The sequence below is a fragment of the Saccharothrix stipae genome (assembly GCF_054781895.1).
In genome coordinates, this window is the sequence record NZ_BAAGTN010000002.1 from 687,795 (window position 1) to 705,293 (window position 17,499).

Consider the following 17,499-nt stretch of genomic DNA (forward strand, 5'->3'; position numbering starts at 1 on the left):
CGCGGTAATACCGCTTAGGTCATAAGACGCAGTGATGGCCACCGTGTGGTGTTCGGGCCGTGCGTGGACGTCGAGGACGTGCGTGGGACGTAGAGGGCGTGCGGAGGCCGAACGCCGGGGCGGAGGTGCGGGGTCAGGCCGGCGCCTGGTGCGGGATCGCGCCGTACTCGGGGTGTCCCGGCAGCCAGCCCGTGTAGCGCGGGTTGCGTTCGGCGGTCTCCCGGTAGGCCTCGGCGGCGTACCGCAGCACCTGCGGGCCGAACGCGGCGGCCGGGCCCTCGGGGTCCCAGCCGATCAGGTGCCGCCACCGCAGCGGCGCGCCCGCCAGCGGCATCGAGACCAGGCCCGGGGTGCGGCGGAACGTCGGCTGGCACAGCGCGACCGCGTCACCGGACGAGGCCAGCTCGATGCAGCTGTTGATGTCGACCTCGTACATGGTGCGCGGGGTGAAGCCGGCCCGGCTGCACGCGGCCACGAAGCAGTCGCCGAAGCACCCGTCGCCCGGCACGACCGCCCACTGCGTGTCCCTCAACGCACCCAGCTCCACCTCCTCCAGCAGCGTGAACGGGTGGTCCTCCGGCATCAGCACGAACACCGGGTCGACCGCGATCACGTGCCACGTCAGCCCGTGCTCCGACGGTGGCGGCGCGTCACCGCACACACCGACCAGCACGTAGTCCAGCCGCCCGGCGGCGACCATGGCGGACAGCTCCCGCCCCGACCAGGACACCTGGGTGGAGACGTGCGCGCCGGCGTGCGCCTCGGTCAGCCGGTGCACCAGCCCGCCGAGCATCGGGCCGTTCACCGCGCCCACCCGGTACCGGTCGCCGGGCACGTCGTCGTCCACCAGGCGCAGCGCGTCCTCCTGCAACCGGGAGAACGCGGGCAGCAGCACGCGTGCCCGTTCCAGCACCAGTTCACCCAGCGTGGTGGGCCGGGCGCCCCGGTGGTCGCGCTCGAACAGCTTGCCGCCGAGCAGGGTCTCGATCCGGTTCAGCTGGGCCGTGAGGGCGGGTTGCGCCAGGCCCAGGAGGGAGGACGCCTTCGACAGGCTGCCCGCGTCCGCGATCGCGCAGACGACCCGCAGGTGCCGCAGTTCCAGCTTCATCCACCGGACGGTAGGTCACCGTTCACCCACCAGTCGAGGGTCGGCCGGGGGCTCGCGCGACGGCCCGGACCAGCGTCTCCGGAGGTCCGCGGACCGGCCCGGACCAGCGGCTGGAGTGGCAATGGACAGAGTGTGCCCTGATCATGGCAAGCGTGGACACTTTGCCACTGCCCAGGCGCGCGGACCGACCGGAGGATGCCGGGATGGAAATCGCGCCGAACCGCCCGTACGAAGGGTGTTCCACGAGCGTAACAGGGAAGTGACCGATGGCCCTTGACTCCGCAACCCAGGTCACAGCCGATCCCGACGGCCGCGTCGAGCTGCGTGATCACTCCGCGATCGCGGGCAGCCCGCACTACAACTCCGACCTGGCGCCGGTGCCGCTGGAGCGGCGCACCTGGTCCACTTACAACTTCTTCGCCCTGTGGATGGGCATGGCGCACAACATCCCCAGCTACACGCTGGCCGCGTCGCTGGTGGCGTTGGGGATGGACTGGTTGCAGGCGTTCCTGACGATCACCCTGGGCAACCTGATCGTGCTGGTCCCGATGCTGCTCAACAGCCACGCGGGCACGAAGTACGGCATCCCGTTCCCGGTGTTCGCCCGGGCGTTCTACGGCATCCGGGGCGCGAACCTGGTGGCGTTGCTGCGGGCGTTCATCGCGTGCGCGTGGTTCGGCATCCAGACGTGGGTCGGCGGCAAGGCGCTGCACGTGATCGTGGGCAGGCTCGCGGGCGACGGGTGGGTGGACGCGCCGGTCGTGCTGGGCCAGGTGTGGACGCTGTGGCTGTGCTTCCTGGCGTTCTGGGTGGTACAGATGCTGATCATCTGGCGCGGGATGGAGGCGATCCGCCGGTTCGAGAACTGGACCGCGCCGCTGGTCAGCGTCGGCTTCCTGGTGCTGCTCGGTTACGTGGCGGTGAAGGCGGGCGGGTTCGGCCCGATCCTGTCCGCGCCGTCCGAGCTCGGCTGGGGCGCGGACTTCTGGAAGGTGTTCTTCCCGTCGTTGATGGGCATGATCGCGTTCTGGTCCACGCTGTCGCTGAACATGCCGGACTTCACCCGGTTCGGCGGCAGCCAGCGCAAGCAGGTCGTCGGCCAGCTGCTCGGCCTGCCGACCACGATGTCGTTCATCGCCATCGTGGCGATCCTGACCACGTCCGGCGCGATGGCGCTGTACGGGGAGCCGATCTGGGACCCGGCGGAGCTGGCCAGCCGGTTCGACAGCACCGCGGTGGTGCTGGTGGCGTTGGTGGCGCTGGTGCTGGCGACGGTGTCGGCGAACCTCGCGGCGAACGTGGTGAGCCCGTCCTACGACTTCTCCAACGCGTTCCCGAAGAAGATCACCTTCGCGGTGGGCGGCCTGATCACCGGCGTGATCGGCATCCTGATCCAGCCCTGGCGGCTGATCTCCGACCCGGGCATCTACATCTTCGCCTGGCTCGGCTTCTACGGCGGCCTGCTGGCGTCCGTGGCGGGCGTGTTCATCGCCGGCTACTGGATCCTGGCCAGGACGCGGCTGGAGCTGCCGGACCTCTACCTGGCCGGGCGGGGCGCGTACTGGTTCAAGGCGGGGTGGAACTGGCGGGCGGTCGTGGCCACGCTGGTGGGCTCGGTGCTCGCGGTCGGCGGCGCCTACAACGGGCCGTTCCCGGCCGACGGCCTGATCCCGTTCCTCAAACCGCTCTACGACTACAACTGGGTCGTCGGCCTGGTCGGCGGCATGCTCGTCTACCTGGCGCTGGCGCCACGGAGGGAGAACGCGTGAGCAAGATCATCCGTGCTGGTCTGGTGCAGCAGAAGTGGACCGGCGACAAGGAGTCGATGATCGCGAACGCGGTCGAGGCGGTGCGCTCCGCCGCGTCGCAGGGCGCGCAGGTGGTGTGCCTGCAGGAGTTGTTCTACGGGCCGTACTTCTGCCAGGTGCAGGACGCGGACTACTACTCCTACACCGAGGGCATCCCCGACGGCCCGACCACCGACCTGATGTGCGAGTTGGCCGGGCAGCTGGGCGTGGTGCTCGTCGTGCCGATGTACGAGGAGGAGCAGCCGGGGATCTACTACAACACCGCCGCGGTGATCGACGCGGACGGCACCTACCTCGGCAAGCACCGCAAGAACCACATCCCGCAGGTCAAGGGTTTCTGGGAGAAGTTCTACTTCAAGCCGGGCAACCTGGGTTACCCGGTGTTCGACACCGCCGTGGGCAAGGTGGGCGTCTACATCTGCTACGAGCGGCACTTCCCGGAGGGTTGGCGGGCGCTCGGGCTGGGCGGCGCGCAGATCGTGTTCAACCCGTCGGCGACCAGCCGCGGCCTGTCGGAGTACCTGTGGCGGCTGGAGCAGACCGCGGCGGCCGTGGCCAACGAGTACTACGTGGGCACGATCAACCGGGTCGGCGTGGAACCGCTGGGTGACAACGACTTCTACGGCCAGTCGTACTTCGCCGACCCGCGCGGTCAGCTGGTGGGCGAGGCGGCCTCCGACACGGAGGAGGAGGTCGTGGTCCGCGACCTCGACATGGACCTGCTGGCCGAGGTCCGCAACCTGTGGGCGTTCTACCGGGACCGCCGTCCCGACACCTACGAAGGGCTGGTCCGGCCGTGAGCATCCTGATCAAGGGCGGCACGGTGGTCAACGCCACCGGCGCCGTCACGGCCGACGTGCTGGTGGACGGCGAGCAGATCGTCGCGCTGCTGGCCCCGGGCTTCCCGGTGCAGGCCGACGAGACGATCGACGCCGCGGGAAAGTACGTGATCCCCGGCGGCATCGACGGGCACACGCACATGGAGATGCCGTTCGGCGGCACGTTCTCCGCGGACACGTTCGAGACCGGCACGATCGCGGCGGCGTGGGGCGGCACCACCACGATCATCGACTTCGCCGTGCAGCCCAAGGGTTCGTCGTTGCTGTCCACGCTGGACAAGTGGCACGCCAAGGCGGACAGTCGGTGCGCGGTCGACTACGGGTTCCACATGATCGTCTCCGACGTCACCGACACGTCGTTGAAAGAGATGGAGTCCTGCATCGACGCGGGCGTGAACACGTTCAAGATGTTCATGGCCTACCCCGGCGTCTTCTACGCCACCGACGGCGAGATCCTGCGCGCCATGCAGAAGGCCCGGGAGACCGGCGCGACGATCATGATGCACGCGGAGAACGGCATCGCGATCGACCAGCTGGTCGCGCAAGCGCTCGCGCAGGGCCGCACGGACCCCGTCGAGCACGGCCTGACCCGGCCCGCCGAGCTGGAGGGCGAGGCCACGTCCCGCGCCATCGCGCTGGCCAAGGTCACCGGGTCGCCGCTGTACATCGTGCACCTGTCCGCCGCGCAGGCGCTGGACGCGGTGACGAAGGCGCGCGACACCGGGCAGAACGTGTTCGCCGAGACGTGCCCGCAGTACCTGTACCTGTCGTTGGAGGACATGGCGAAGCCGGACTTCGAGGGCTCGAAGTACGTCGCCTCTCCCCCGCTGCGGCCCAAGGAGCACCAGTCCGAGCTGTGGCGGGGCCTGCGCACCAACGACCTGTCGGTGGTGTCGACCGACCACTGCCCGTTCTGCTTCAAGGACCAGAAGGAACTCGGGCGCGGCGACTTCTCCAAGATCCCCAACGGGATGCCGGGCGTGGAGCACCGGATGGACCTGCTGCACCAGGGCGTGGTCAAGGGCGAGATCAGCCTGGAGCGGTGGGTGGAGATCAGCTCCACCACGCCCGCGCGGATGTTCGGCCTGTACCCGCGCAAGGGTGTCATCGCGCCCGGCGCGGACGCCGACGTCGTGGTGTACGACCCGGCGGCGCGCCAGGTCATCTCGGCGGCCACGCACCACATGAACGTCGACTACTCGGCGTACGAGGGCATGGAGATCACCGGCAAGGTCGACACGGTGCTCTCGCGCGGCCGGGTGGTCGTGGACGCCCGGGGTTTCCACGGCGCGGCCGGGCACGGGAAGTTCCTGTCCCGCGAGCTGAACCAGTACCTGGTGTAGGAGGCGGCAGTGGACTTCGGTGTGGTGCTCCAGACGGATCCGCCCGCGCGGGACGTCGTGGCGACGATGAGGGCCGCGGAGGACCGCGGCTTCCGGTACGGCTGGACGTTCGACTCGGTGGTGCTGTGGCAGGAGCCGTTCGTCATCTACTCGCAGGTGCTGGCGGCGACGAAGGACCTGGTGGTCGGTCCGATGGTGACCAACCCGAGCACCCGGGACTGGTCGGTGACCGCGTCGCTGTTCGCCACGCTGAACGACATGTTCGGCAACCGCACGGTGTGCGGCATCGGGCGGGGCGACTCGGCCCGCCGGGTGATCGGGCAGAAGCCCGCGACGCTGTCCACCCTGGGCCGCGCCATGACGGTGATCAAGGAGCTGGCCGAGGGGCGGGAGGTCGAGCACCACGGCACGCCGGTGCGCATACCGTGGGTGCGCGACGGCAAGCTGGAGATGTGGATGGCCGCCTACGGGCCCAGGGCGTTGCGGCTGGTCGGCGAGCAGGCGGACGGGTTCATCCTGCAGACCGCGGACGTGGACATCGCGCGGTGGACGATCGGGTCGGTGCGGGAGGCGGCGGTGGCCGCGGGCCGCGACCCGTCGGCGATCACGATCTGCGTGGCCGCGCCCGCGTACGTGGGCGCGGACCTGCCGCACCAGCGCGACCAGCTGCGCTGGTTCGGCGGGATGGTCGGCAACCACGTGGCCGACCTGGTCGCGCGGTACGGCGACACGGGCGCGGTGCCGGCCGCGCTGACCGACTACATCAAGGACCGCGAGGGCTACGACTACGCCCACCACGGCAAGGCGGGCAACCGGTCGACCGACTTCGTGCCGGACTCGATCGTGGACCGGTTCTGCCTGCTCGGCCCGGCGTCCGCGCACGTGGACCGGTTGCAGGAGCTGCGGGAGCTCGGCGTGGACAACTTCGCGCTGTACCTGATGCACGACGACAAGGACAAGACGCTCGCGTCCTACGGCGACGAGGTGATCGGCCGGGTGTGACCCGATCGGGGGGTGTTCCGGGTGACCGGGCACACCCCCCGACCACGGCGTGCCGCGATTGTCGTACCCCGTTGCTAGCGTCGCCGCATGACCCTTCCGACCGCTGCCGAAGAGGCCCGTTTCTGGGCGATGCTGGAAGACGCGTGGGCCGGGCTCGGCCCCGGGCCCGACGGGGTGCGGCGCGCGTTGGCCAAGCGTGACGTGACCGCGGAGGCCTTCGAGGAGGCCGCCGAGTTGGAGGAGCACCTGCCGTCGGTGCTCCGGGCGCTGGTCGCGGCCTCCGCCGAGCTGTCCGCCGAGGAGCTGACCGCGCTGGACCGGGTGGCCGAGCGCAAGCTGTACGAGATCGACCGGGCCGACGTGCAGGAGGTCACCGACGGCTCGGACGACGGCTTCCTCTACGCCCGCGGTTTCATCCTCGTCCTGGGCCGGGAGTTCTACGAGGCCGTGGCCCGCGATCCGCGGGTGGCGGTGCCGGACGCCGAGTGCGAGGCGTTCTGCTACTTCTTCGCCCGGCTGCACGCCGACCGGTTCGGGGATTACCCGGAGACGGGGTCGGGGATCTCCCGGGAATCGGTCTCGAACCCGGCGGGGTGGCCGAGGTAGCCGGTACCGTCGCGGGTGTGATCGACTTCGAGAAGCAGTCCGTCTTCAAGCTGGCGCCGTGCGCGCCCGAGGACATCGCGTCGCAGGTGTCGCCGATCCTGATCCAGGGCGAGCAGATCGTGTCGAGCTTCAAGACGGTGCGGGACTTCGTGGTGTTCACCAACAAGCGGGTGATCGCGGTGAACGTCCAGGGCATGACCGGCCGCAAGAAGGACTTCACGTCGCTGCCCTACAGCCGGGTGCAGGCGTTCTCCATCGAGACCGCGGGCACCTTCGACATGGACGCCGAGCTCGACCTGTGGTTCAGCGGCCTGGGCCAGGTGCGGCTGGAGTTCAAGGGCCACGCCGACGTGCGGCTGCTCGGGCAGATCATCGCGACGTTCATCCTCTGACCGGCTGGTTGTGACTCGGCGGGTTCGGCGGCGGAGTGGCCGAACCCGCCCGCGGCGATGGTGGACACGCCGACGATCGTGGTCCGCACCGAACGGTCGACCGGCACTCGTCCGGCAACGGGATCCCGTCGCAGACGCCGGTCGTGCCGTTGCCCAGGTTCCCGGTCACGGAGTTGCAGCCCCACGCCCACACCGAGCCGTCCGAGCGCAACGCGTAGGCGGTCCGCCCCACGGCCGCCGCCGCGATCGCGGTGAACGCGGTGCCTTCCGGCCGCGGCAACGCCACCCGCACCGGCGTGCCCGGCCCGCAGTGCGGATCGGGCGGGCAGGTGCCGTCGCCCAAGGCACCCGACGAGGCGTCGCCCCACGCCCAGACCGTGCCGTCGGACTTGAGCGCGTAGGCCGTGGCGCTGATCGCGGCGATCGCCGTCACCCCGGTGAGGCCGCGCACCGGCACCGGGACGCGGACAGGTCGAGGGTCGTCCCGGTGTGGATCGGACCGACCGTGCCCCCGGTGCCGTCGCGGGTGTCCAGCACCCGGCACGGCGCCGCCGGGGCGAACGTCGCGCCCTCGTCCACGGCCCGCGGGTTCACCGACCGGGCACCCGATCCTTGAGCCGCCACCACGGGCCGACCGGCCGGATCAGCCTGTGCCGCAACGGGTTGCACCCCGACACGGCCACTCCGCACACCAACAACGCCACACGCCAACGCACGGTGTTCCCCCAGGTCTCCGATGAGCCGGATCACCTTGTGAGAGAGGGAATCCGGAAGCGACACACGCGTGACGGGCCGATCACCGCCGGCCTGGGCCCGGCGTCAGCCCGGCACGACGGCGAAGTGGCCAAGCCCGCCGGCCGCGACCCTGGACACGCCCGCGATGGTGGTCCGCACCGGCACGCTCTGCCGGCAGCTGCCCTCCGGCTGCGGGAACGTGCCGCAGCTGCCCGTCGTGCCGTTGCCGATGTTGCCCTGCTCGGCGTTGCGGCCCCACGCCCACACCGTGCCGTCCGGCTTGACCGCGAACGTGGTCCCCGACCCGCTGTCGATCGCCACCGGACCGGTCAGCCCGGAGACCTGGACCGGGACGGAGGACATGCAGCCGGGAACCTGCGGGGTGCCGGTGTCGACGCACGGCGCGCCGGTGCCGAGGGTGCCCCAGTAGTCCGCGCCCCACGCCCACACCCGGCCGTCGCCGGTGACGGCGTAGCCGACCTCCTCGCCGCCGGCGATCGACACGACACCGGTCAGGCCGACCACCTGGGTGGGGCTGACCGAGCTGCGCGGCGCCGAGCCGGTCCCGGTCTCGCCGGTCCAGTTCCGCCCCCAGGCCCACACCGTGCCGTCGGAGCGCAGCGCGTACCCGGTCTCCGAGTCGCCCGCCGCGATCGCGGTGATCCTGGTCGTACCGGGCAGCGGCAGGCCCACCCGCAGCGGCGTGTTCGCCGGGCAGGACTGGCCGGCCGGGCAGGTCGCGTTGCCCCGGCCGCCCCACACGTCGTTGCCCCACGCCCACACGGTCCCGTCGGACTTCAACGCGTACGCCGTCTGGTGCGTGGCGGCGATGGCCGTCACCCCGGTGAGGCCGTACACCCGCACCGGGACGTTCGACTCGACCGGGCCGCCCGCGCCGAGCTGACCGGCCTCGCCCCAGCCCCACGACCACACCGTGCCGTCGGACTTCAACGCGTACCCGGTCCACGTCCCGACGGCCACCGCGGTCGCGCCGCTCAGCCCGGAGACCTTCAGCGGCACGTTCGACCAGCCCTCCGTGGCGCCCGCGCCGAGCTGGCCGAACTGGTTGTCGCCCCAGGACCACACGGTGCCGTCGGACTTGAGCGCGAGCGTGTTCTGCACGCCCGCCGCCACCGCGGTGACGCCGGACAGCCACGGGCGGCGGGCCGGGGTCGAGCCGTACCGGAACTGACCGCCCCAGGCGTGCAGGCAATCGGCGGCGCAGGTGGCGGGGCTGGCGAAGAAGCCGGCGACGTCGACGACCAGGTCGGTGGAACCCGCGTTGTTGTAGAGCGTCATCCGCGCGTTGGCGCCCAGCGCGACCACCGCGGCGTTCGCCGTGTCGTGGCCCGCGACCAGGTTGAGGTTCGAGGCGACCGGCCGGGTCGTGTCCGTCGGGTACGCGGTGACGTGCGTGGACGCGGTCGCGTTGGTGCCGGTCAGGTTCAGCACGGCGGCGGCTGCGGACGGTGGGATCCGGGTGGCCAGGTCGACCACCCTGGTCTGCCCCGCGCCGAGCGGACCGCCCGCCTCGCGCGTGTCCGCGGCGCGGACCGGCGACACCGGGAAGAACCGGTGGCCGCGGTCGCCCGCGTAGTAGCCGGCCAGGTCCGCGACCAGGTGCGTGGAGCCCGCGTTGTTGTACAGCGTGATCCGGCGGTTGGCGCCCAGTGCGACCGTGACGAGGTTCGGCACGGTCTGCCCCGGCTCCAGGTTCAGGTTCGACACCACGGGCCGGGTCGCGCCCGACGGGTGCGCGATCACGTGCGTGGACGCGGTCGGCTCGGTGCCGGTGAGGTTGAGGGTGACCGACGTGGCCGAGGCGGGCACCTGCCCGGACAGGTCGACCTCGCGTGACGCGCGGGGGCCGAGGGCCGCGGTCGTGCGGGTGTCCAGCACGCGGGTCGGGGATGTCGTGGTGAACCGCGACGCCGCGTCGGTGGTGTAGTAGCCGGCGAGGTCCGCGATCAGGTGCACGGTGCCCTGGTTGTTGTACAGGTACAGCTTCCGGTGGTACTGCGACAGCGCGGCGGTGACCAGGTTCGCCCGGGTCTCGCCCGCCGCGAGGTTCAGGTTGGAGAAGTTGGGCACGTTGTAGTCCTCGGACCACGCCCGGACGTACGTGGCCGCGGTCGGCTCCGTGCCGGTCAGGTTGAACACCACCGCGGTCGCCGTCGCGGGCACGTGCGCGGACACGTCGAGGTCCGCCCGGTACCGGACCGGGCCACCGGCGCCGGTGCGGGTGTCGAGCACCCGCTGCGGCGCCATCGGGACGAACGTGACGCCCTCGTCGACGACCTGTGCGGCGTCCACCCCCCGGGCAACCGGATCGGCCTGGGCCGCAACGGGGTGCACCCCGAGCACGGCCAACGCGCACACGACAACCACGACCCGCAACCGCATGATGTTCCCCCCACGTCCCCACCCGGGCCGGCCCACCTTATGCCCGGGGGAACGGGAAGGCGATACACCGATCGGCCGTGTCACCGACGGGTCACGCTTGCTCGGGCACCGTGTTCCAGATCGCCTCGAACGTCTCCCGCGCGATCGGCTTGATCGGGTCCTCGTGGGGGTCGAGCGGCTCGTCGGTGAGGCAGCCGTAGGCGTCCTCCATCACCCGCCACGAGTACCGGTGGATGCCGCCCGACGAGGGCAGCTCGATCTGCCGGATCGTGATCAGCTCGCCGTCGTACTCCACGGTCTCGTAGAGCGCACGGGCGCCCTCGTCCACCCAGCCCTCGGCGTCCACGAACTCGAAGCAGGCACGCGGCCGGTCGGAGGCCTCCAACGCGCGGTAGAAGGCCACCACGTCGTCCAACCGGCTCGATATCCCGATCATCGGACCGAACGGGTCGTGCCGTCCCACTCGACCAGCGCGCCGGGCAGCACCTCGGCCAGCTGCACCGGGTACACCGTCGCGTCGGTCGACGCCAGTTCCGCGGCCGACCACCACCGGTGTCGGCGGATGGTCTGCTGCTCGATCTCGTTGAACCGCGAGGTGTCCACGTCGACTCCCTCCACCCTTGCCACGAAGAACCACTCGACCGCCGCGTAGTTCAAGCCGTCGAAGGCGAACACGGCGTGCCGCTTCCACACCGGACCGAGCAGCTCGTCGCCGGAGACCTCGACACCGGTCTCCTCGAACAGCTCCCGCACCGCCGCGGTCCGGACGTCCTCCCCGGGCTCGACCCCGCCGCCGACGGTGAACCAGAACAGCTCGTCCGGCCGGTTGGGGTCGATGCCCTCGAACAACAGCACCCGGTCCTCGGCGTCCAGCAGCACGACCCGCGCGGACACGCGCTGGGCCAGGGCGGACGCGTCGGCGTCGCCGCCGGGTTCGGCGATCTCGAAGTACGACGGCGTGGGCGCGGTGCCCGCGAGCCGGAGCCACCGCACGGACCTCCGCCTGCGCAGCGCCAACGTGTCGCGCACGGCGTCGTTGTGCACCCGTCGTGCCAGCACCACCCGCTGTTCGGCGTCGGACAGCTCGGCCGCCAGCTCGGGTTCCCACATCGACCGGTCGAGCCCCTCCAGCAGCGCCGACAGCCGGTTCTCGGCCGCTTCCCGGTCCGACCGCGTCGACCGCTCGGCCCGGTCCGCCGCCGCGCGCAACTCCGGTTTGCCGCACACCGCCGCCACCGCCCGGGTCACCACCGCCCGCCGCGCCAGGGCCGCGTCGAGGGCCGCCCAGGCCGCGTCCGTGCGCACGTGCAGCCGGTCCAGCCGGTTCGCCGTGCCGAGCGTCCACGGCCCGACCAGCACGGCCAGCGCAAGCAGCACCAGGAACGTCGTCGCGACGCCGGAACTGGTCACGCCTCACCCACCCGACGCGGGTCCGCGGCCATGGCGCTCTCGTACACCCGCAGCACCTGGTGCGCGACGATCGACCAGTCGAACATCATCACGCGCTGCCGCGCGGCGTCCACGTAGTCCGCCCGCCGCGCCGGATCGGTCAGCAGCTCGCGCAGCGCCGCGGCCAGCGCGGCCGGGTCGCCGACCGGGGTCAGCACGCCCGCCTTGCCGTCGTCGAGCACGCGCCGGAACGCGTCCAGGTCGGCCGCCACCACCGCGGTGCCCGCCGACATGGCCTCGGTCAGGATGATGCCGAAGCTCTCGCCACCGGTGTTGGGCGCGCAGTAGACGTCGACGCTGCGCAGCGCGCGCGCCTTGGTCTCGTCGTCCACCATGCCCAGGAACACCATCCGGGACGCCAGCTCCGGTCCCGCCTGCTTGCACAGCTCGTCGGCGTCGCCGCGCCCGACCACCAGCAGCCGCACGTCGGGCAGGTCGAGCAGGCGCAACGCGTCGAGCAGCACCGACATGCCCTTGCGCGGCTCGGTGAACCGGCCGACGAAACCGACCGTGCCGCCCGGGCGCGGGTAGCCCTCCAGGGGTGTCGCGTCGGCGAAGAACCCGACGTCCACACCGTTGGGGATCTCCACCGCGTCGCCGCCGAGGTGTTCCACCTGGACCCGCCGGGCCAGCGCGGACACCGCGATCCGGGCGGTGATCTTCTCCAGGAACGGCTGGAGCACCGCCTGGAACGCCGACAGCATCTTCGACCGCGGCGTGGACGTGTGGAAGGTGGCCACGATCGGGCCGTCGGCCACCATCAGCGCCAGCATCGACAGCGACGGCGCGGTCGGCTCGTGCAGGTGCAGCACGTCGAAGTCGTGCTCGGCGATCCAGCGCCGGACGCGGGTGAAGGACACCGGTCCGAACGACAGTCTCGCCACCGAACCGTTGTACGGTATGCCGACCGCGCGGCCGGCCGAAGTGACGAATTCCGGCATCGGCGTGTCGTCGTCGGCGGGCGCCAGCACCTCCACCTCGTGCCCGAGACCCCGCAGTGCCCGGGCCAGGTCGACCACGTGCGCCTGCACCCCTCCCGGCACGTCGAAGGAGTACGGGCAGACGATGCCGACCTTCACGCGGACTCCCCCCGGCGGGCCAGCACCCGGCGCAGCGCCTTCTGCCTGCTCTCCGGCAGGTCGGCCAGCCACAGCTGCTGCATCATGTGCCAGTCGGTGGGGTGGGCGGCGATGTCGGCGGCGAACACGTCGGCGATCTGCTGGGTCGCCGCGGGCACGCCGGCCGTGCCCGACACCCGGATCGGCGGGTGCAGCCGGATGACCCAGCCGTCCTCGGTGAACCACAGGCCCGCCGGGATCAGCGCCGCGCCGGTGGTCGCGGCCAGGTGAGCCGGACCGGCGGGCATCAGGGTGCGCTCGCCGAAGAACGTCACCGGCACGCCGCCCGCGGTCAGGTCGCGGTCGGCGAGCAGGCAGACGACCCGGTTGGCGCGCAGCCGGTCGGCGAGCACCAGCGCCGGGTTGCGGTCGCCGCCGGTCAGCGGCACCACCTCGAAGCCGAGGCTCTCCCGGAACGCGATGAACCGCCGGTACAGCGACTCGGGCTTGAGCCGCTCGGCGACGGTGGTGAACGTGCCGCAGTGCCCGACCAGCCAGACTCCCGCCATGTCCCAGTTGCCGCAGTGCGGCAGCGCGATGACCGCGCCGCGCCCCTCGGCCAGCGCCGCGTCCAGGTTCTCGACGCCGCTCATCGTCCGGTCGAGTTCGGCGTAGGCGTCCTTCAGGTCCAGCGACGGCATCCGGAACGCCTCGCGCCAGTAGCGGGCGTAGGAGCGCACGGCCAGCCGGACCAGCTCGTCCAGCTCCGCCTCGCCGGCCCGGGGCACGACCCGGCGCAGGTTCGCCCGCAGCTGCCCCACGCCGGCGCCGCCGCGCGCGGCCGCCCGGTCGGCGACCGCGTCGAACAGCGCCCGCGCCGCCTGCTCCGGCAGCAACCGCACCAGCCGCCAGCCGGCCGCGTAGCCGAGGTCGGCCAACCGGTGCTTCACCTCGCGGGCCTTCACGTCCCGAGCTCCTTCGCGGCGCGGCGCACGGCCAGGACGCGCTGCACGACGGTGATCGTCACGAGCGCGGCGAGCAGGTACGACGTCACCGGCAGGACGTAGGGCACACCCAGCCCGTGCAGGCCGACGCCGACCAGGGCCAGGATGAACCGCTCGGCGCGTTCGGCCAGCCCGCCGTCGGCGGAGAGCCCGGACGCCTCGGCGCGCGCCTTCACGTACGAGGTGACCTGGGCGCCGACCAGCGAGACCAGGGTCGCCGCGGCCAGCCCGTGCTCGTCCGCGCCGAACGCCCACCAGGCGATGGCGGCGAACAGCGCGCCGTCGGCGATCCGGTCGCAGCTCGCGTCCAGCACGGCGCCGAACCTGGTGCCGCCTCCCTGCGCGCGGGCCATCGCGCCGTCGATGAGGTCGAACAGCACGAACGCGGTCACCAGGGCCGCGCCCGTGAACAGCTGCCCGCGCGGGATGAACCACAGCGAGGCGGCGACGGAGCCGGCGGTGCCGAGCACCGTGACGACGTTCGGGGTGAGACCGCGGCGCAGCAGCCACGCCCCGATCGGATCGGTGACGCGCGAAACCGACGCGCGGGCGAAGATGTTCAGCATGGGGTGGCGGGGCACCTACCGACGGGGACGAAGTGGTCCTCGGCAGCGTAACCGCCCAGCTCAGCCGAGCTTGCGGTGGTCCCTGGAGATCTGCTCCAGCAGGTCCTCCAACGCATCACCGCGCACCGCCAGCCGTTCGAGCCTGCCGAACAGGGCCAGGTACTCGCGGACGTCGTGCGGGTCGGTGATGGTCGCGTTGCCGGTCAACACGCTCAACGTCACCACCCGCTCGTCGTAGACCTGGAACCCGTGCAGGGCGACCAGGTTCGCGTCCGCCGTCCACGGCACCACGCCGAGCTGCACGTTTGGTCTTCGCATGATCTGCACGAGGTGGTCGATCTGCTCGCACATGAGGTCGGCCGACCCCATGCGCCAGCGCAGCGCGCTCTCCGCGAGCAGGAACACGAACCGCTTGCCCAGGTCGTCCATGCGGGCCCGGCGGCTGCGCAGGGTGGCGACGGCGGTGTCCTGCTCGTGCGACGGTGTCGTGTCGAGCACCACCCGCAGGTAGTTCTCGCTCTGCAACAGCGCGGGCACGCCCGCGTTCTGGAAGAAGCGGCTGGTGGTGGCGCGGGCCTCGATGCGGGCCACGGTCTGCTGGTGCCGGTGCGCCCCCCGGTGCAGCACCACGCGGCGGGTCTCCGCCTCGGCGTGCAACTGGCGGGCCAACTCGACCAGCTCGACCCTGGTCTCCCTGGTCGCGGACAGTTCGGCGACCAGGCGCTCCACGTCGGTCACGGAGGGGAGGAGCATGCCGTTCTCGATCTTCGACAGCTTGGACTGGCTCATCCCGGTAGCGCGCGCCGTGGCCGTGCCGGTCATCTTGGCCTCGGTGCGCAGCCTTCGTAACTCGCGCGAGAGCCGTTCTCGGGCCAGCCGCGAACGCTCAGGTGCGGTCATGCAACGCACCGTATCGACGCTCACCCCTCTTGACGATCGGCCAGGAAGGTGTTGCCGCCCCGTCCACGACCCCCGGATGGTGATCTCAAGCACGGTCGGTGACGCCGGACGGGACGCACATGCATCCGGATGTGCAGGTGCTCTTGCGGCGGACCCCAGGGCCGCAGGTCAGCGCGCCGGGAGGGGGTCGGCACGCGAGGATCGGGCCTGCCGCCACCCGGCACACGGGTCAGAAGTCGACCCGCAGCACGATCAGGTCGTTCTGCACCAATCTGATCTCGACTCCGGTGATGGCCGACCGGGTCAGCTCGGTGGTCGCGACCGGCCGGGTGGTGGAACCCGGGCCCGCCGTCCAGGTCGCGACCCGCACCTCGGTGCCGTCGACCGCGACCACGTGCAGGGAGTAGGCGAAGACCGGCGGCGGCGGGCCGTCCGGCACGGCGTAGGAGCACAGCACCTCGATCCGGGTGCCCCACGACTCCTCCACCAGCCGCATCGTGGCCGTCACCGGGCTGGGCACGGTCTGGTGCATGGCCACCTCGGGCACGGGCGGCGGCGCGTCGTGGCCCATCGAGGCGTCGGGGGCGGCGGGTCGCAGGATCAGCGCGACCACCGCCCCCGTCAACGCCGCGCCGACCATCGCCGCGGCCACCCACACCCGGGCACGCCGCCGCCGTGACCGCTCGGCGGCCACCAGGCCGGGCAGCACCGTCGCGGGCAGCTCGTCGGCCACCTGCTCGGGCCCGAGCAGGTCGAGCGCCCGGTCGCGGGGCACCGCCGAGAGGATGCCGGGCACGCCCGCGAAGGACGCCACGTCGCCCGAGCACTCCAGGCACCCGGGCAGGTGCCCCTCGAACTCCCGCCGTTCGCCGGGCGACAGCGAACCCAGGACGTACGCGGCGGCCCAGTCCCGGTACGGATCGACTGGCGAGCTCAACGTCCGGTGACCCCCTTCTCCTGCAGCGCCAGCCGCAGCGCTCGCAGACCGTAGTGCAGCCGGGACTTCACGGTCCCCTCCGGGAGGTCGAGGGCGACGGCCAGCTCGGCGACCGACTGGCCCATGTAGTACGCACGCACGATCACCGTGCGGTGCTCGGGCGTCAACTGGGTGAGCACATCGGCGACCAGCCACGCGTCCAGGGCCGAGTCGCTGGGGTCGGAGCGGGCCCGCTCGGGCGGCCGGGCCGACCCGACCTCCCAGCGGGCGCGGGCGCTGCGCCGCTCGTCGATCACCACGTTGCGCGCCACCGTGTAGAGCCACGCGCGGGCCGCCGTCGGGCCTTGTTCGAGCACCTTGGGGTTGCGCCACGCGCGCAGGAGCGCCTCCTGCACCACGTCGCGGGACAGCTCGTCGTCCCCGGTCAGCCGGCGCACGTACCGCCACAGGGCGGGCGCGTGCTCGTCGTGGAGGGAGCGCAGCAGGGCAGTGTGACTGTCGTTGATCGCGCACCTCCTTGGCTAGTCGTGCGGCAGCGGTGCTCCGGCGGCGACCGGTGGGGTCGCGCTCGGGAACGAGGGCGTGCGCTTGGCGAGGAACGCCGCCGTGCCCTCGCGCATGTCGTCGGTGTGGAACGCCGCGCGGAACGCGTCGAGTTCGACGGCCAGCCCGGTGGCGACGGTGGTGCCGTTCGAGGCGTTCACCGCCGTCTTGGCCAGTGACACCGCCGTGGCCGAGTTGCCCGCGATCCGGCCGAGCACGGCCCGTGCGGCGGCAAGCATCTCATCCCGGCCGTCGAAGACCGCGGTGACGAGCCCGAGCCGCAGCGCTTCCGGCGCGTCGACGTGCCTGCCGGTGTAGATCAGCTCGCGCGCGACCGCGGGACCGACCAGGCGTTGGAGCCGGACGCACCCGCCGAAGCCGGGGATGAGGCCGAGCACGACCTCCGGCTGGCCGAACACCGAGCGCCGGGTCGCGTAGGCGAAGTCGCACGCGAGCACCAGCTCGCAGCCACCGCCGAGCGCGTACCCGTCGACGCACGCGACCACCGGGCACGGCACCTCCTCCAGCAGCCGGGTGACGCGCTGGCCGAGCGCGCCGAACCGCTCGCCCTCCGCCGGTGTCATCACGGCCATCTCGCGGATGTCCGCCCCCGCGACGAACGCCGGGCCGGGCGCTCCGGTGAGGATGATCCCGCGCGGCGCCCGTCCGGTGAGGACGCCGGACAGGAAGTGGTCGAGTTCGGCGAGGACCCGGCCGGACAGCGCGTTGCGCGCCGTCGGCCGGGACACGGTGACCGTCGTGACACCGTCCTGTTCGCCGATGAGCAAGGTCGAGTAGTCCACGAA

Annotated in this window: 19 protein-coding genes and 1 pseudogene; 6 read left to right on the plus strand and 14 right to left on the minus strand. The window is 71.9% G+C overall.

All coding sequences use genetic code 11. The features are described from left to right. Nucleotides 1-133 precede the first annotated feature (133 nt). Nucleotides 134-1,108 carry a LysR family transcriptional regulator gene (locus ACYVLT_RS06105; RefSeq protein ID WP_461119103.1) on the minus strand — a complete coding sequence of 325 codons (975 nt, stop codon included), beginning with the start codon at nt 1,106-1,108 and terminating at the stop codon, nt 134-136. Nucleotides 1,109-1,374: 266 nt separating this feature from the next. Here ACYVLT_RS06105 and ACYVLT_RS06110 point away from each other — a divergent pair, with 266 nt between their 5' ends. The 6 genes from ACYVLT_RS06110 (at nt 1,375) to ACYVLT_RS06135 (ending at nt 7,098) form a co-directional block, all read left to right on the plus strand. Then, entirely contained in the window at nt 1,375-2,877 is a 1,503-nt protein-coding gene (locus ACYVLT_RS06110; protein ID WP_461119104.1) for an NCS1 family nucleobase:cation symporter-1, read from the plus strand. Continuing rightward, a complete protein-coding gene (locus ACYVLT_RS06115) occupies nt 2,874-3,716 on the plus strand; it encodes a nitrilase-related carbon-nitrogen hydrolase (RefSeq protein ID WP_461119105.1) in 843 nt (280 codons plus the stop codon). Before ACYVLT_RS06110 ends, ACYVLT_RS06115 begins: the two co-directional genes overlap by 4 nt. Continuing rightward, nucleotides 3,713-5,098, plus strand: a complete 1,386-nt coding sequence (gene hydA / locus ACYVLT_RS06120) for a dihydropyrimidinase (RefSeq protein WP_461119106.1) — start codon at nt 3,713-3,715, stop codon at nt 5,096-5,098. Before ACYVLT_RS06115 ends, hydA begins: the two co-directional genes overlap by 4 nt. Nucleotides 5,099-5,107: 9 nt before the next feature. Beyond that, complete coding sequence (locus ACYVLT_RS06125) at nt 5,108-6,100, plus strand: TIGR03842 family LLM class F420-dependent oxidoreductase (protein WP_461119107.1); 993 nt, start codon at nt 5,108-5,110, stop codon at nt 6,098-6,100. An 87-nt stretch (nt 6,101-6,187) separates the two neighbouring features. Beyond that, nucleotides 6,188-6,706, plus strand: a complete 519-nt coding sequence (locus ACYVLT_RS06130; RefSeq protein WP_461119108.1) for a DUF4240 domain-containing protein — start codon at nt 6,188-6,190, stop codon at nt 6,704-6,706. A gap of 17 nt (nt 6,707-6,723) precedes the next feature. Beyond that, on the plus strand, nt 6,724-7,098 hold the full coding sequence (locus ACYVLT_RS06135; protein ID WP_461119109.1) for a PH domain-containing protein: 375 nt from the start codon (nt 6,724-6,726) through the stop codon (nt 7,096-7,098). Here ACYVLT_RS06135 and ACYVLT_RS06140 read toward each other — a convergent pair. The 13 genes and pseudogenes from ACYVLT_RS06140 to ACYVLT_RS06200 form a co-directional block, all read right to left on the minus strand. Continuing rightward, entirely contained in the window at nt 7,088-7,531 is a 444-nt protein-coding gene (locus tag ACYVLT_RS06140; RefSeq protein WP_461119110.1) for an RCC1-like domain-containing protein, read from the minus strand. The two genes, ACYVLT_RS06135 and ACYVLT_RS06140, sit on opposite strands and share 11 nt — an antisense overlap. Then, entirely contained in the window at nt 7,528-7,692 is a 165-nt protein-coding gene (locus tag ACYVLT_RS06145; RefSeq protein ID WP_461119111.1) for a hypothetical protein, read from the minus strand. Before ACYVLT_RS06145 ends, ACYVLT_RS06140 begins: the two co-directional genes overlap by 4 nt. Nucleotides 7,693-7,917: 225 nt before the next feature. Beyond that, the gene (locus ACYVLT_RS06150; protein WP_461119250.1) at nt 7,918-10,221 is read right to left on the minus strand and encodes an RCC1 domain-containing protein; all 2,304 of its coding nucleotides are present in this window, start codon (nt 10,219-10,221) and stop codon (nt 7,918-7,920) included. 106 nt (nt 10,222-10,327) lie between these two features. Further along, entirely contained in the window at nt 10,328-10,672 is a 345-nt protein-coding gene (locus ACYVLT_RS06155) for a hypothetical protein (protein WP_461119112.1), read from the minus strand. Further along, on the minus strand, nt 10,669-11,130 hold the full coding sequence (locus tag ACYVLT_RS06160) for an NUDIX hydrolase (RefSeq protein ID WP_461119251.1): 462 nt from the start codon (nt 11,128-11,130) through the stop codon (nt 10,669-10,671). The genes ACYVLT_RS06155 and ACYVLT_RS06160 overlap by 4 nt, the downstream gene beginning before the upstream one ends. A 36-nt stretch (nt 11,131-11,166) precedes the next feature. Next, nucleotides 11,167-11,616: pseudogene (locus ACYVLT_RS06165) on the minus strand (LemA family protein); the annotation flags it as partial. A 26-nt stretch (nt 11,617-11,642) separates the two neighbouring features. Continuing rightward, nucleotides 11,643-12,764 carry a glycosyltransferase family 4 protein gene (locus ACYVLT_RS06170; RefSeq protein WP_461119113.1) on the minus strand — a complete coding sequence of 374 codons (1,122 nt, stop codon included), beginning with the start codon at nt 12,762-12,764 and terminating at the stop codon, nt 11,643-11,645. Next, nucleotides 12,761-13,693 carry a phosphatidylinositol mannoside acyltransferase gene (locus ACYVLT_RS06175; RefSeq protein WP_461119252.1) on the minus strand — a complete coding sequence of 311 codons (933 nt, stop codon included), beginning with the start codon at nt 13,691-13,693 and terminating at the stop codon, nt 12,761-12,763. The genes ACYVLT_RS06170 and ACYVLT_RS06175 overlap by 4 nt, the downstream gene beginning before the upstream one ends. 11 nt (nt 13,694-13,704) lie before the next feature. Beyond that, nucleotides 13,705-14,313, minus strand: a complete 609-nt coding sequence (gene pgsA, locus ACYVLT_RS06180; protein WP_461119114.1) for a phosphatidylinositol phosphate synthase — start codon at nt 14,311-14,313, stop codon at nt 13,705-13,707. A gap of 60 nt (nt 14,314-14,373) precedes the next feature. Next, a complete protein-coding gene (locus tag ACYVLT_RS06185) occupies nt 14,374-15,213 on the minus strand; it encodes a helix-turn-helix domain-containing protein (protein WP_461119115.1) in 840 nt (279 codons plus the stop codon). A 229-nt stretch (nt 15,214-15,442) separates the two neighbouring features. Further along, nucleotides 15,443-16,150: a zf-HC2 domain-containing protein gene (locus tag ACYVLT_RS06190; RefSeq protein WP_461119116.1), complete on the minus strand. Its 708-nt coding sequence runs from the start codon at nt 16,148-16,150 to the stop codon at nt 15,443-15,445. Next, nucleotides 16,147-16,656: a sigma-70 family RNA polymerase sigma factor gene (locus tag ACYVLT_RS06195; protein WP_461119253.1), complete on the minus strand. Its 510-nt coding sequence runs from the start codon at nt 16,654-16,656 to the stop codon at nt 16,147-16,149. Before ACYVLT_RS06195 ends, ACYVLT_RS06190 begins: the two co-directional genes overlap by 4 nt. A 15-nt stretch (nt 16,657-16,671) precedes the next feature. Continuing rightward, nucleotides 16,672-17,496, minus strand: a complete 825-nt coding sequence (locus tag ACYVLT_RS06200; protein WP_461119117.1) for an enoyl-CoA hydratase-related protein — start codon at nt 17,494-17,496, stop codon at nt 16,672-16,674. Between the last annotated feature and the right edge of the window lie 3 nt (nt 17,497-17,499).